Genomic DNA, 13,243 nt, shown 5'->3' on the forward strand with positions numbered 1-13,243 from the left:
TCACTGCGAAGGAGAGTTCATGAAGAAGACGCTGCTGGCTGCAGCCACGCTGCTGGCCGTCGGTGCCGTCCAGGCCGACACCCTGTCCAAGATCAAGGAGACCGGCACGGTCACGATGGGTGTGCGCGAGTCCTCGGGCCTGTCGTACACGCTGGGTGACGGCAAGTTCGTCGGCTATCACATCGACGTCTGCCAGAAGGTGCTCTCCGACATCCGCAAGAAGCTCGGCCTGTCGAGCCTGACCATCAAGTACCAGCCGGTCACCTCGCAGAACCGCATTCCGCTGGTGCAGAACGGCACCGTCGACATCGAGTGCGGCTCGACGACGAACAACGTCGCGCGCCAGAAGGACGTGGCCTTCGCCGTCACGACCTTCGTCGAGGAAGTGCGCATCGCCGTCAAGGCCGACTCGGGCATCAACTCCATCTCCCAGCTCGTCGGCAAGACCGTCGCCACGACCACCGGCACGACCTCGGTGCAGACGCTGCGCAAGCACGAGCGCGCCAACGGCGTCGACTTCAAGGAGGTCTACGGCAAGGACCACGCCGACAGCTTCCTGCTGCTCGAGTCGGGCCGCGCCGACGCCTTCGTGATGGACGGCTCGATCCTGGCGAAGAACATCGCCACGTCGAAGAACCCGGCCGGCTTCAAGATCGTCGGCGAAGTGCTGTCGGTCGAGCCGATCGCGATCATGCTGCGCAAGGACGACGCCGCCTTCAAGGCCGCCGTCGACGAGAGCATCAAGGCGCAGATCAAGAGCGGCGACCTGGCCAAGACCTACGACAAGTGGTTCCTGCAGCCGATCCCGCCGACCAACGCCAAGATCGGCATGCCGCTCAACGACGCCACCAAGGCCGCGTGGGCGACCCCGAACGACAAGCCGATGGAAGAGTACGCCAAGCGCTGACGCGTCTTGCGCCGGGCCCGCTCCCGTCTCGGGGCGGGCCCTCGTTTCGTTTTTGAGGAGAGCGCGTGACCTGGGACTGGCAGATCTTCTGCACCGAGACCGTCACCGGTGAAGTGCTGCCGGGCTGCTTCGGCCGCGGCGGCGACATCACCTACCTGAACTGGCTGATGTCGGCCTGGGGCTGGACGCTGTCGGTGTCGGCGCTGGCGCTGATCGTCGCGCTGGTCTTCGGCTCGCTGATGGGCATCCTGCGCACGACGCCCGACCGGCGGCTCGTGTGGTTCGGCAACGCCTGGACCGAGCTGTTCCGCAACATCCCGCTGCTGGTTCAGATCTTCCTCTGGTACCACGCGCTGCCGGCGCTGTTCAAGCCGCTGCAGGCCTTCCCGAGCTTCGTGCTGGTGGTCTTCGCGCTCGGCTTCTTCACTTCGGCGCGCATCTCCGAGCAGGTGCGTGCGGGCATCCAGAGCCTGCCGCGCGGCCAGCGCTACGCCGGCCTGGCGATGGGCCTGACGCTGCCGCAAACCTACCGCTACGTGCTGCTGCCGATGGCCTTCCGCATCATCGTGCCGCCGCTGACCAGCGAGGCGATGAACATCATCAAGAACTCGTCGGTGGCCTTCGCGGTCAGCATCGCCGAGCTGACGATGTTCGCGCTGCAGGCCGGCGAGGAGACCTCGCGCAACATCGAGATGTACCTCGCGGTGACGGTGCTCTACTTCTTCTCGGCCTTCGCGATCAACCGCGTCGCGCTGGTCATCGAGAACCGTGTCCGCGTGCCGGGCATGATCGGCGGGAAGTGAAGCGATGAATCTCGACTTCAGCTTCTTCAGCGCCGACGTCATCTCGGGCTTCATCGTCAAGGGCCTGCTGTTCTCGCTGCAGCTGACGCTGGTGGCGATGATCGGCGGCATCATCCTGGGCACGCTGCTGGCGCTGATGCGCCTGTCCGGCAAACCCTGGCTGGTGACGCCCGCGGCGGCCTACGTCAACACCATGCGCAGCATCCCGCTGGTCATGGTGATCCTGTGGTTCTTCCTGCTGATCCCGCTGCTGCTGGGCAAGCCGATGGGCGCCGAGCTCTCGGCCTTCGTGACCTTCACGCTGTTCGAGGCCGCGTACTACTCGGAGATCATGCGCGCGGGCATCCAGAGCGTGCCCAAGGGCCAGGTCTACGCCGGCTACGCGATGGGCATGAGCTATCGCCAGACGATGCAGCTGGTGGTGCTGCCGCAGGCCTTCCGCAACATGCTGCCGGTGCTGCTGACGCAGACCATCATCCTCTTCCAGGACACCTCGCTGGTCTACGCGATCGGCGCCTACGACCTGCTGAAGGGCTTCGAGATCGCCGGCAAGAACTTCAACCGGCCGGTCGAGACCTATCTCGTCGCCGCCGTCGTCTATTTCGTGATCTGCTTCGGCCTGTCGATGCTCGTGCGGCGGCTGCAGGCGCGCATCGCCATCATCCGCTGAGGAACCTTCCGAATGATCCAGATCCAGAACGTGAGCAAGTGGTACGGCTCCTTCCAGGTGCTGACCGACTGCACCACGTCCATCCAGAAGGGCGAGGTCGTCGTCGTCTGCGGCCCGTCGGGCTCGGGCAAGAGCACGCTGATCAAGACCGTCAACGCGCTCGAGCCTTTCCAGAAGGGCGACATCGTCGTCGACGGCATCAGCCTCAGCGACCCGAAGACCAACCTGCCCAAGCTGCGCGCGCGCGTCGGCATGGTGTTCCAGCATTTCGAGCTGTTCCCGCACCTGTCGGTGACCGAGAACCTGACGCTGGCGCAGATCAAGGTGCTCGGCCGCTCGGTCGACGAAGCCAAGACGCGCGGGCTGAAGATGCTCGAGCGCGTCGGCCTGATGGTGCACAAGGACAAGTACCCGGGCCAGCTCTCCGGCGGCCAGCAGCAGCGTGTGGCGATCGCGCGTGCGCTGTCGATGGACCCGATCGTCATGCTGTTCGACGAGCCGACCTCGGCGCTGGACCCGGAGATGGTCGGCGAGGTGCTCGACGTGATGGTGCAGCTCGCCAACGAGGGCATGACGATGATGTGCGTCACCCACGAGATGGGCTTCGCCAAGAAGGTCAGCCACCGCGTGATCTTCATGGACCACGGCAAGATCGTGGAGGACTGCACGAAGGACGAGTTCTTCGGCAATCCGGACGCGCGTTCGGTGCGCGCCAAGGACTTCCTCTCGAAGATCCTGTCGCACTGAGTTCCCGCGGCCACGCCCGCCGGCGTGCCTTCCTGATCCTCCCCGCCCGGGTGCGCGGGCCCCCGTCCGATGACGCTGCACCCGCCGACCATCCTCGTCTTGCTGCTGCTGGGCTACGTGATGCTCGGCCTGCAGCTGGCGATGGTGCGCCGGCGCCTCAACGAGGTCGAGGCGTTGCGGCGCTGGAGCTGGGGCAACAGCCTGCTGCTCGCCGGCCACCTGATGCTGCTGGCGCGCATCGTCGTGCCGTTGCCGGTGTCGGTGATCGCCGGCAACACCCTGATCCTGCTCGGCGAGTGCGCCTACGTCGCGGCGCTGCAGCAGTTCATCGATGACCGGCCGCTGCCGCGCTGGGTGCGCCGGACCTGCGGCTTCTGCGTCGCGGCGATGGTGCCGCTGGCGCTGTTCGACACGCCGACGCGCGTGTTCGTCGCCTCGGTGCTGACGCCGCTGCCGGCGATCTGGGGCGCCTGGCTGGTCTGGCGTGCGCGCCATCGTGTCGAGCGCTCGCTGTGGCCGGTCGGCGCCGGCCTGGCGCTGATCGCGCTGGCGCTGCTGGCACGAGGCGGCCACGCGGCGCTGAACCCGTCCTACTACACCGACCCGATGCTGCCCGGCGGCATGCAGGCGGCCTTGCTGCTGACGAGCTTCGTCGCGCTGCTCGGCTCGGGTTTCGGCTTCGTGCTCGCCTGCACCGAGCGCGCGACACGTTCGCTGGAGCACCTGGCCTCGCACGACCACCTCACCGGGGCGCTGAACCGCCAGCCCGCCGAGCTGCTGCTGACCAACGCGCTGCAGCGCGCGCGCCGCGACCGCAGCACCGTCGCCTACGTGCTGATCGACCTGGACCGCTTCAAGTCGATCAACGACCGCCACGGCCACGTCTTCGGCGACGAGGTGCTGCGCCGCTTCGCCCAGACCGTCGACACGCGCCTGCGTGCGACCGACGTCTTCTCGCGCTGCGGCGGCGAGGAGTTCGGTCTGGTGCTGCCCGACAGCGACGCGGCCGGCGCGCTGGGCGTGGTCGAGGAACTGCGCCAGGCCTGCGCCGCGATGGGGCTGATGACCGACGACGGCCGCCCCTTCGTGCTGACCTTCTCGGCCGGTGTCGCCCTCAGCCCGTCCGGGCGCGTCGGGGCCGAGGCGCTGTACCGCAATGCCGACCGCGCGCTCTACGAGGCCAAACACGCCGGCCGCGACCGGGTGGTGCTCGCGCAGCCGGAGGCGCCGCAGACCACCTGAGTCCCGCGCCCGGCGGCGGCCCGGCCGCCGCGGCGTGCAGGATTGCGCGGATGCACGGCTAGCGAAGCCGCTGCGGTTGATCGGCGGCACTCCGCGTGCGGGCGCTCGGGGCGATCCTGCAGGCCTGCGCCGGCATCCTCTGTCCGGTGGATGCGACTGGGCTCGCCAGCCGGCGGGCCGTCCCGATGACCCTGCACGAGCCGACCCTCTTCGTCCTGCTGCTGCTCGGCTACGCCATGCTGGGCCTGCAGCTGGTGACCGCCAGCCGCCGGCTCTTCGGCGGCGAGGCGCTGCGGGGCTGGGGCCTGGGCAACAGCCTGATGCTGGCCGGCTACCTGTTCCTGCTGGTCGACGTCGTGGCCCCGCAGCCGGTCTGGGTGATCGCCAGCAACGGGCTGATCGTGCTCGGCGAGTTCGTGTTCGTCGCCGCGCTCCAGCGTTTCGTCGACCAGGCGCCGCCGCCGCGATGGCTGGTGATGGGCGGATTGGCCTGCGCGCTGTCGATGGCGCCGCTGATGATGCTGGCGACGCCGACCCGCATGGCCATCATGTCGCTGATCGCCGCGGCACCGCTGGCCTGGGGTGGTTGGCTGGTGGTGCGGCAGTGGCGCGAGGCCGAACGTTCGCTGCGTCCGGTCGGCGCGATGCTCGCGCTGGTGGCCGCGACGCTGCTGGTCCGCTGCGTGCACGCCGTGCTTCAGCCCTCGGCCTACGTCGACATGACGCAGCCCAACCCGGTGCAGACCCTGGTCGCGGTGGCGGCCTACGTCGCGCTGCTCGGCGCCGGCTTCGGCTTCGTGCTCGCCTGCACCGAGCGGGCCTCGCGCTCGCTGGAGCGCCTGGCCTCGCACGACCACCTGACCGGCGCGCTGAACCGCCAGGCGGCCGAGCCGCTGCTCGCCCAGGCCCTGCGGCGCGCGCGCCGCGGCGGCGCCTGCGTCGCCTTCGTGCTGATCGACCTCGACCGCTTCAAGCAGGTCAACGACCGCCACGGCCACGTCTTCGGCGACGAGGTGCTGCGCCGTTTCGCGCAGACGGTGCGCACCCGGCTGCGCGCCAGCGATCTGCTGGTGCGCCTGGGCGGCGAGGAGTTCGCCCTCGTGCTGCCCGACAGCGACGCGGCCGGTGCGCGGCGCGTGCTCGAGCAACTGCGCGGCGACTGCCGGGAGATGGGGCTGCACACCGAAGCCGGCCAGGCCTGCCCGGTGAGCTTCTCGGCCGGCATCGCGCTCAGCCCGCAGGGCCGCGTCGACGGCGAGGCCCTGTACCGCGCCGCCGACGGCGCGCTGTACGCGGCCAAGCGCGGCGGCCGCGACCGGGCGGTGCTTGCCGGGGCCGATGAGACAATTCCGGCATGAGCGCTGCGCCGACCACCCTGACGATCACCCGCCCCGACGACTGGCACCTGCATCTGCGCGACGGCGCGGCGCTGGCCGCCGTGCTGCCGTACACGGCACGCGAGTTCGCGCGGGCGATCGTCATGCCCAACCTGCGCCCGCCGGTGACCACCGCGGCCCAGGCCACGGCCTATCGCGAACGCATCCTCGCCGCCGGCCTCGAAGGCACCGACTTCGAGCCGCTGATGACGCTGTACCTGACCGACAACACGCCGCCCGACGAGATCGTGCGCGCCCGGGAGGCCGGCGTCGTCGCGCTCAAGCTGTACCCGGCCGGCGCCACGACCAACAGCGATGCCGGCGTCACCGACATCCGCCGCTGCTACCCGACGCTGGAGGCGATGCAGCGCGCCGGCCTGCCGCTGCTGGTGCACGGCGAGGTCACCGACCCGGAGATCGACGTCTTCGACCGCGAGGCGGTGTTCATCGACCGTGTGATGCGCCCGCTGCGCGCCGACTTTCCCGAGCTGAAGGTCGTCTTCGAGCACATCACGACGAAGGAGGCGGCCGAGTACGTCGCCGCCGCCGACGACTTCACCGCCGCCACCGTCACCGCCCATCACCTGCTGTACGACCGCAACGCGCTGTTCGTCGGCGGCCTGCGCCCGCACTACTACTGCCTGCCGGTGTTGAAGCGTGCCGTGCACCGCCACGCGCTGCTGGCCGCGGTGGCCTCGGGCAGCCGCAAGTTCTTCCTCGGCACCGACAGCGCCCCGCACGCCGCGGCGCTGAAGGAGCAGTCGGTCTGCGGCGCCGGCTGCTTCACCGCGCCGGCGGCGCTGGCGCTGTACGCCGAGGCCTTCGAGCTGGCCGGCGCGCTGGACAAGCTGGAAGCCTTCGCCGCCTTCAACGGCCCCGACTTCTACGGCCTGCCGCGCAACACCGGCACCGTGACGCTGCGTCGCGAGCCGTTCACGCTGCCCGAGGCGCTGCCGTTCGGCGACGCCACGATCAAGCCGCTGCGTGCCGGCGAAACCCTGCCCTGGAGCCTGCAATGAACGCTGGCGTGATGCTGCTGATCGACGCCGACAACGTCTCGCTGGACGTGATGGAGCAGGCTGTCGAGCTGATGATCGAGCGCCACGGCGCGCTGCACGTGCGCCGCGCCTACTGCACCGCCGAGAGCGCGCTGAAGCACCAGGCGGCGTTCAAGCGCCTGGGCATCAAGCCGATGGTCAACCTCGCCGCCGGCAAGAACTCCACCGACATCGCGATGGCCGTCGACGCCATCGACCTGGTGCTCGCGCTGCGGCCGGCGGTCGTCGCGATCGCTTCGTCGGACTCCGATTTCGCGCCGCTGGTGCAGCGCCTGCGCGAGAAGGGCTGCCGCGTCGTCGGCCTCGGCCAGGACGGCAAGACCGGCGACGAGACGATCTCGGTCTACGACGAGTTCACCGTGCTGTCGCACCGCCGCGGCGGCGTGGCCACGACGCCGTCGCGCGGGCGCGGTGGCCGCACCGGCACCTCCTCCCGAGCCGCCGCCGACGGCGGCGCCCGCACCGCGGCCCGCGGCAGCGCCCGCCGCGAGCCGCCGGCGCCGCAGCGCCCGGCCCCGGCGGCCGCGCCTGCGCCGCTGGTCGATGCCGCGCCGGCCGAGCCGGCCCTCGCGCCGGCGGCCGAGGCCGCGCCGGCCACCGAGGCCGCGACGCCCGAGCGGGCACCGCGCCGCCGCCGCGGGCGCCGCGATGCCGAGGCCGCCGTGCCCGCTGCGGCGGATAGCTCCGCGGCACCGGCCCCCGCGCCGGTGCCCGAGCCCGCAGCGGCCGAGCCCGTGCCGTCCGCTGCCGACGAGCCGGTGGCCGAGGTGCCCGCTGCCGAAGCGCCGGCCCCGCGCCGCGCGCCGCGCCGGCGCAAGACCGTCGAGCCCGCGGCCGAGCCTGCCGGCGAACCCGCTGCCGCGGCGGCTCCAGCTTCCGCGCCCGAGCCGGCGCCGAAGCCGGCGCCCCGGCCTCCGCGGGCGGCGCCCGCGCCGGCTGCGGCCTACCCCGACGAGATCCGCCAGATCCTCGCCGCGCTGCCCGAACTGCTGCGCGGCGACGCGGTGGAACTGCGCCTGGCCGCCGAACGCCTGCGCGACGCCGAGCTGCTGGGCCCGCGCGCGTCGTCGACACGCTTCTTCGCGCCGCATGCCGAGCGCTTCGAGCTGCTGCCGGCCGGCCAGCCGAACAAGGTGCGGCTGCGCCCGATCGAAGGCTGATCCCCCGGCCAAGCCCCCGGTCCTCCGGGGGCAAGTCTTGAATCGCAGGGCCGCGCCCTAACATGCGCGGCTGTTTGGACTATTCCCGCCAACGCGGAAAAGGCGCTACGACGATGAAACGAGTGATGCTGTTCGTTCTGACCAACCTGGCGGTGATGCTGGTGCTGGGCATCACGGCCAGCGTGCTGGGCGTCAACCGCTTCATGACGGCCAACGGCCTGAACCTGGGCTCGCTGCTCGCGTTCGCGGCCATCTTCGGCTTCGGCGGCGCGATCATCTCGCTGCTGATGAGCAAGCCGATGGCCAAGATGAGCACCGGCGCCCAGGTCATCAACAACTCCCAGGACCCGACGCACCGCTGGATCGTCGGCACCGTCGAGCGTTTCGCCCAGAAAGCCGGCATCGGCATGCCCGAGGTCGCGATCTACCCGGGCGAGCCCAACGCCTTCGCCACCGGCGCGTTCAAGAACTCGGCGCTGGTCGCGGTGTCGACCGGGCTGCTGCAGAGCATGACGCGCGAGGAGGCCGAGGCCGTCATCGGCCACGAGGTCGCGCACATCGCCAACGGCGACATGGTCACGATGACGCTGATCCAGGGCGTGATGAACACCTTCGTCGTGTTCCTGTCGCGTGTCGTCGGCTACTTCGTCGACCGCGTGATCCTGAAGAACGACCGCGAAGGCCCGGGCATCGGCTACTACGCGACGACCATCGTGCTCGACATCGCGCTGGGTGTGCTGGCGGCGATCATCGTGGCCTGGTTCTCGCGCGCCCGCGAGTTCCGCGCCGACGCCGGCGCCGCCCAGTTGATGGGCCGCAAGCAGCCGATGATCAACGCGCTGGCGCGTCTGGGCGGCCTCGAGCCGGGCCAGTTGCCGCAGCAGGTGCAGGCGATGGGCATCAACGGCAAGCCGGGCGGCTTCATGGCGCTGTTCTCCAGCCACCCGCCGATCGAGGAGCGCATCCGCGCGCTGCAGCAGGCCCAGTAAGCCGCCTTGCCCGGGCGCCGCGCGCCGCCGCATACTGCCGCCATGAAGATGCGCTGGTGGGTGCTGGGCTGGATCGCGGCGGTGGCCGCCGGCGTCGGCCTCGCGCACTGGTGGGCCCCCAAGGTCGTGCTGGTGCCGGCCGCGGCGCAGCCCGAGGACATGGTGCCGCTGCCGGTGCCGCCGATTCAGGCGGCCGCCGCGCCGGCCCTCGAGGCCTAGAAACAAGAAAGCCCCCGCACGCGGGGGCTTCGTCATTCAGCGGGGCAGGGCGCTCAGGCCGGCAGGAAACCGTCGATCGACAGGTAGCGCTCGCCGGTGTCGTAGTTGAAGCCGAGCACGCGGGCGCCGGCCGGCAGCTCGGGCAGCTTCTGCGCGATCGCCGCCAGCGTCGCGCCGCTGGAGATGCCGACCAGCAGGCCTTCCTCGCGCGCGCTGCGGCGCGCCATCTCGCGTGCCGCCTCGGCCTCGACCTGGATCACGCCGTCGAGCAGCTCGGTCCTCAGGTTCTTCGGCACGAAGCCGGCGCCGATGCCCTGGATCGGGTGCGGCGAGGGCTGGCCGCCGCTGATCACCGGGCTGGCGCTCGGCTCGACGGCGAAGACCTTCAGCTTCGGCCAGCGCGCCTTCAGCACCTGGGCGCAGCCGCTCAGGTGGCCGCCGGTGCCGACGCCGGTGATCAGCGCGTCCAGGCCTTCGGGGAAGTCGCGCGCGATCTCCTCGGCCGTGGTGCGCACGTGCACGTCGATGTTGGCCGGGTTCTCGAACTGCTGCGGCATCCAGGCGCCGGGGATCTCGGCGACGAGCTCCTGGGCGCGCGCGATCGAGCCCTTCATGCCCTTCTCGCGCGGCGTCAGCTCGAAGCTGGCGCCGTAGGCCAGCATCAGGCGGCGGCGCTCGACGCTCATGCTGTCGGGCATCACGAGGATCAGCTTGTAGCCCTTGACCGCGGCGACCATCGCCAGGCCGATGCCGGTGTTGCCCGAGGTCGGCTCGACGATCGTGCCGCCGGCCTTCAGCGCACCCGAGCGCTCGGCGTCCTCGACCATCGCCAGCGCGATGCGGTCCTTGACCGAGCCGCCGGGGTTGGCGCGCTCGCACTTGACCCACACCTCGTGCGTGCCGCCGAACAGGCGGTTGATGCGGACGTGCGGCGTGTTGCCGATGGTGGCCAGGACGTTGTCGGCTCTCATTCTTGCTCTCCGGGGATAATGGCACGGTGAAGCGGACCAGACCGCCGCCGGTGCATCAGCGGAAACGCCGCACGGGAGGAAGGTCCGGACTGCACAAGGCAGCGTAGCAGCTAACGGCTGTCCACCGCGAGGTGAGGATTAGAGCAACAGAGACGAGTCCGGGCGGATGCAAGTCCGCCCGGGGTGAAACGGGCAATCTCTACGCGCAGCAACACCGAATAGGCCGGCGATGATGTCGCCTGCGGAGCCGGCGGGTAGGTGGCACCGAGCCGTGGAGCGATCCACGGCCAAGAGGAATGGCGGTCACGCCGCGCCTTGAAAGAGGCGCGGTGCACAGAATCCGGCCTATCGGTTCGCTTCACACTTTTTCCTTTCGCCCGGCGCGACGTCGCCGGGTGCCGTGCTTGCCCCCGGACGGGCAGGCTCACGACGCCGTCGATAGACTCGCCGGCTTTTCGCCGCCCCGATGAATCCCGACGCGCCCCGACTCTGGCGCGGCCCGCGCTGGGCGCTGGCCGTGCTGCTGGCCTGCCTGGGCATGCTGGGGCCGTTCTCGATCGACACCTACCTGCCGGCCTTCGCCGGCATCGCGCGCTCGCTCGACGCGACGCCGGTGCAGATGCAGCAGACGCTGTCGGCCTACCTCGCCGGCTTCGCGCTGATGAACCTGTTCCACGGCGCGCTGGCTGACAGCTTCGGCCGCCGGCCGGTGGTGCTGGCCGGCCTGGGCCTGTTCACGCTGGCCTCGCTGGGCTGCGCGCTGTCGCCGTCGATCGGCTGGCTGGCGTTCTTCCGCGCGATCCAGGGCATGTCGGCCGGCGCCGGCGTCGTCGTCTCGCGCGCCATCATCCGCGACATGTTCCCGCCGGCCGACGCGCAGCGCGTGATGTCGCAGGTGACGATCTACTTCGGCGTCGCACCGGCCATCGCGCCGATGATCGGCGGCTTCCTGTTCGTGCACGCCGACTGGCATTCGATCTTCTGGCTGCTGGTGCTGATCGGCGCGGCGCTGTGGGCGGCCAACTGGCGCTGGCTGCCCGAGACGCTGCATGCCGACGCGCGCCAGTCCTTCCACCCGGTGCCGCTGCTGCGCGGCTACTGGGACATGGTGCGCAGCGCACGTTTCATGGCGCTGGTCTTCGCCAGCGGCGTGCCGTTCAACGGCATGTTCCTGTACGTGCTGTCGGCGCCGGTGTTCGTCGGCGAGCACCTGGGGCTGGCGCCACAGCAGTTCTTCTGGTTCTTCCTGTTCACGATCGGCGGGATCATGGGCGGCGCCTGGGCCTCCGGGCGCGCCGCCGGCAAGCTCGGGCCGCATCGCCAGATCCGCTACGGCTTCACGATCATGGCCGTGGTGTCGGTGCTCAACGTCGGCCTGAACCTGGTGTTCAAGGCCGAGGCCTGGTGGGCGATGCCGCTGATCGGCGTCTTCTCGTTCGGCTGGGCGCTGATGGTGCCGGTGGTCACGCTGATGGTGCTGGACCTGGTGCCCGAGCGCCGCGGCATGGCGTCCTCGGTGCAGTCCTGCGTCGGCAGCGCCGCCAACGCGCTGGTCGCCGGCGTCGTGGCGCCGCTGGTGATGCACTCGACGGCGACGCTGGCGCTGGCCTCGTTCGCGCTGATGGCGGTGGGCATCGTCGCCTGGTTCTGGGTCCGGCCGCGCCTGGGGTGATTCAAGCGCGGCCCCGCGGCGGCCGATATCCGGGGCGGAGACCCCGCATGAACCGTTCCCGCCCCGCTGCCGTCCGCCCTGCCGCAAACCCTGCCTGGTACGCCTGGGCGGTGCTGCCCGTGGCCGCGGCGCTGCTGTTCGCGCCGCCGTCGCGGGCGTCCGAGCGGGGCGCGCCGCCCGCCAAGGCGGCGGCCAGCGCGGCCCCCGAGGCCGAGCCGCTGGACCCGCTGGATCGCGTGCGCGAGCGCCTGGCCGAGAAGCTCGGCGCGATGAAGGCGCCCGACACCCCGGGCAACGTGCTGCGCATCTCGTCGCGGGTGCCGGGCGACGCGCCGGCGGCGCGCAAGCCCGCGCCGCGCCCGCGCCCCGAGCCGGTGCCGGCCCCCGAGATCCACTGGAACTACACCGGCGAGGGCGGCCCGGCGCGCTGGGGCGCGCTGCGGCCCGAGTTCGGCCTGTGCGCGCGGGGCCAGCGCCAGAGCCCGATCGACATCCGCGGCGGCATCGCCGTCGACCTCGAGGAGATCGTCTTCGACTACCGGCCGGCCGGCTTCGCGGTGCTGGACAACGGCCACACGGTGCAGGTCAACGTCGGCCCGGGCAATGTCATCGCCGTCGGCGGGCGGCGCTACGAGCTGCAACAGTTCCACTTCCACCGCCCGTCGGAGGAGCGCATCGACGGCCGCCAGAGCGAGATGGTCGCGCACCTGGTGCACCGGGACCCGGAAGGCCGGCTGGCCGTCGTCGCGGTGCTGCTGCAGCGTGGCGAGGAGCAGCCGGTGGTCCAGTCGGTGTGGAACAACCTGCCGCTGGAAAAGCACGACGAGGCGCGGGCTTCCGGCGCGATCGACCTGGGCCAGCTGCTGCCCGCCGATCGTGGCTACTACACCTACATGGGCTCGCTGACGACGCCGCCGTGCACCGAAGGCGTGCTGTGGATCGTCATGCGCCAGCCGGTGGCGGTGTCGCAGGAGCAGATCGACATCTTCGCGCGGATCTATCCGATGAACGCGCGGCCGGTGCAGCCGTCCTCGGGGCGGCTGATCAAGCAGTCCCGCTGAGGTCGCCGCCGCCGCGGCGGCGCAGCAGCAGCAAGGCCGGCCACAGCCACAGGCTGGCGAACCACAGCGCCACGCGCCCGGCCGACACCGGCCGCGTCTCGTGGCGCGCGACCTTCATGAACAGCACCACCGCCCCGGCGACGACGTAGGCCAGCAGCGCCGCGTAGGTGCCGGCGCGCCAGGCGTAGTCGTCGGCGACCAGGTCGCCGATCCAGCGCCCGAGCAGCGCCGCGGCGGGCACCGACAGCACGACGGCGATCGTCAGCCCGACGAGGGCATGGCGCAGGCGGTACAGCGGGTCTTGGTTCTGCCAGGTCATCGGTTCGGTGCGGTCACGGGCGGCGCGAGTATGGCCCCGGGGCGGTGGC

The 13,243-nt window shown here is 71.0% G+C and carries 14 protein-coding genes and 1 other RNA gene; 13 read left to right on the forward strand and 2 right to left on the reverse strand.

Translation table 11 applies throughout. The features are described 5' to 3' along the window. Nucleotides 1-19 precede the first annotated feature (19 nt). From LOC65_RS18110 to LOC65_RS18155, 10 genes are all read left to right on the forward strand, one after another. Nucleotides 20-907, forward strand: a complete 888-nt coding sequence (locus LOC65_RS18110) for an amino acid ABC transporter substrate-binding protein (protein ID WP_230248576.1) — start codon at nucleotides 20-22, stop codon at nucleotides 905-907. 65 nt (nucleotides 908-972) lie between these two features. Beyond that, entirely contained in the window at nucleotides 973-1,710 is a 738-nt protein-coding gene (locus LOC65_RS18115; protein WP_009858357.1) for an amino acid ABC transporter permease, read from the forward strand. A gap of 4 nt (nucleotides 1,711-1,714) precedes the next feature. Continuing rightward, complete coding sequence (locus LOC65_RS18120; protein ID WP_009858358.1) at nucleotides 1,715-2,380, forward strand: amino acid ABC transporter permease; 666 nt, start codon at nucleotides 1,715-1,717, stop codon at nucleotides 2,378-2,380. 12 nt (nucleotides 2,381-2,392) lie between these two features. Continuing rightward, the gene (locus tag LOC65_RS18125) at nucleotides 2,393-3,127 is read left to right on the forward strand and encodes an amino acid ABC transporter ATP-binding protein (protein WP_009858359.1); all 735 of its coding nucleotides are present in this window, start codon (nucleotides 2,393-2,395) and stop codon (nucleotides 3,125-3,127) included. Nucleotides 3,128-3,196: 69 nt separating this feature from the next. Then, nucleotides 3,197-4,369, forward strand: a complete 1,173-nt coding sequence (locus LOC65_RS18130) for a diguanylate cyclase (protein WP_230248580.1) — start codon at nucleotides 3,197-3,199, stop codon at nucleotides 4,367-4,369. 185 nt (nucleotides 4,370-4,554) lie between these two features. Further along, nucleotides 4,555-5,727, forward strand: coding sequence for a diguanylate cyclase (locus LOC65_RS18135; RefSeq protein WP_230248581.1), 1,173 nt, complete (start codon nucleotides 4,555-4,557; stop codon nucleotides 5,725-5,727). After that, the gene (pyrC, locus tag LOC65_RS18140; protein WP_230248582.1) at nucleotides 5,724-6,764 is read left to right on the forward strand and encodes a dihydroorotase; all 1,041 of its coding nucleotides are present in this window, start codon (nucleotides 5,724-5,726) and stop codon (nucleotides 6,762-6,764) included. The genes LOC65_RS18135 and pyrC overlap by 4 nt, the downstream gene beginning before the upstream one ends. Next, nucleotides 6,761-7,963 (forward strand): NYN domain-containing protein, encoded by a 1,203-nt coding sequence (locus LOC65_RS18145; RefSeq protein WP_230248584.1) that lies wholly within the window; start codon nucleotides 6,761-6,763, stop codon nucleotides 7,961-7,963. Before pyrC ends, LOC65_RS18145 begins: the two co-directional genes overlap by 4 nt. Before the next feature lie 113 nt (nucleotides 7,964-8,076). Then, nucleotides 8,077-8,952: a protease HtpX gene (gene htpX, locus LOC65_RS18150; protein ID WP_029718672.1), complete on the forward strand. Its 876-nt coding sequence runs from the start codon at nucleotides 8,077-8,079 to the stop codon at nucleotides 8,950-8,952. Nucleotides 8,953-8,994: 42 nt separating this feature from the next. Beyond that, nucleotides 8,995-9,171 carry a hypothetical protein gene (locus LOC65_RS18155; RefSeq protein ID WP_230248585.1) on the forward strand — a complete coding sequence of 59 codons (177 nt, stop codon included), beginning with the start codon at nucleotides 8,995-8,997 and terminating at the stop codon, nucleotides 9,169-9,171. A gap of 53 nt (nucleotides 9,172-9,224) precedes the next feature. Here the strand turns inward: LOC65_RS18155 and cysK are convergent, their stop codons facing one another. Next, a complete protein-coding gene (cysK, locus tag LOC65_RS18160; RefSeq protein ID WP_164963381.1) occupies nucleotides 9,225-10,142 on the reverse strand; it encodes a cysteine synthase A in 918 nt (305 codons plus the stop codon). 28 nt (nucleotides 10,143-10,170) lie between these two features. Here cysK and rnpB point away from each other — a divergent pair. The 3 genes from rnpB to LOC65_RS18175 all read left to right on the forward strand — a co-directional run bounded on the left by rnpB (nucleotide 10,171) and on the right by LOC65_RS18175 (nucleotide 12,875). Continuing rightward, an RNA gene (gene rnpB, locus LOC65_RS18165) (RNase P RNA component class A) lies at nucleotides 10,171-10,506 on the forward strand. 102 nt (nucleotides 10,507-10,608) lie between these two features. Further along, nucleotides 10,609-11,814 (forward strand): multidrug effflux MFS transporter, encoded by a 1,206-nt coding sequence (locus tag LOC65_RS18170; protein WP_230248586.1) that lies wholly within the window; start codon nucleotides 10,609-10,611, stop codon nucleotides 11,812-11,814. A 47-nt stretch (nucleotides 11,815-11,861) separates the two neighbouring features. Further along, nucleotides 11,862-12,875, forward strand: a complete 1,014-nt coding sequence (locus LOC65_RS18175) for a carbonic anhydrase (RefSeq protein WP_255718726.1) — start codon at nucleotides 11,862-11,864, stop codon at nucleotides 12,873-12,875. On the opposite strand, the gene LOC65_RS18180 is transcribed toward LOC65_RS18175, so the two are convergent. Further along, entirely contained in the window at nucleotides 12,859-13,194 is a 336-nt protein-coding gene (locus LOC65_RS18180) for a hypothetical protein (protein WP_009858075.1), read from the reverse strand. The genes LOC65_RS18175 and LOC65_RS18180 overlap by 17 nt on opposite strands. Between the last annotated feature and the right edge of the window lie 49 nt (nucleotides 13,195-13,243).

It is taken from the genome of Rubrivivax sp. JA1055 (assembly GCF_020966565.1).
Classification (GTDB): domain Bacteria; phylum Pseudomonadota; class Gammaproteobacteria; order Burkholderiales; family Burkholderiaceae_C; genus Rubrivivax; species Rubrivivax benzoatilyticus.

Coding starts and splice junctions, on each gene's coding strand:
- LOC65_RS18175 (WP_255718726.1), top strand. CDS start 11,862: ATGAACCGTTCCCGCCCCGCTGCCGTCCGCCCTGCCGCAAACCCTGCC.
- LOC65_RS18130 (WP_230248580.1), top strand. CDS start 3,197: ATGACGCTGCACCCGCCGACCATCCTCGTCTTGCTGCTGCTGGGCTAC.
- LOC65_RS18125 (WP_009858359.1), top strand. CDS start 2,393: ATGATCCAGATCCAGAACGTGAGCAAGTGGTACGGCTCCTTCCAGGTG.
- LOC65_RS18110 (WP_230248576.1), top strand. CDS start 20: ATGAAGAAGACGCTGCTGGCTGCAGCCACGCTGCTGGCCGTCGGTGCC.
- LOC65_RS18120 (WP_009858358.1), top strand. CDS start 1,715: ATGAATCTCGACTTCAGCTTCTTCAGCGCCGACGTCATCTCGGGCTTC.
- cysK (WP_164963381.1), bottom strand. CDS start 10,142: ATGAGAGCCGACAACGTCCTGGCCACCATCGGCAACACGCCGCACGTC.
- LOC65_RS18155 (WP_230248585.1), top strand. CDS start 8,995: ATGAAGATGCGCTGGTGGGTGCTGGGCTGGATCGCGGCGGTGGCCGCC.
- LOC65_RS18180 (WP_009858075.1), bottom strand. CDS start 13,194: ATGACCTGGCAGAACCAAGACCCGCTGTACCGCCTGCGCCATGCCCTC.
- pyrC (WP_230248582.1), top strand. CDS start 5,724: ATGAGCGCTGCGCCGACCACCCTGACGATCACCCGCCCCGACGACTGG.
- htpX (WP_029718672.1), top strand. CDS start 8,077: ATGAAACGAGTGATGCTGTTCGTTCTGACCAACCTGGCGGTGATGCTG.
- LOC65_RS18145 (WP_230248584.1), top strand. CDS start 6,761: ATGAACGCTGGCGTGATGCTGCTGATCGACGCCGACAACGTCTCGCTG.
- LOC65_RS18135 (WP_230248581.1), top strand. CDS start 4,555: ATGACCCTGCACGAGCCGACCCTCTTCGTCCTGCTGCTGCTCGGCTAC.
- LOC65_RS18170 (WP_230248586.1), top strand. CDS start 10,609: ATGAATCCCGACGCGCCCCGACTCTGGCGCGGCCCGCGCTGGGCGCTG.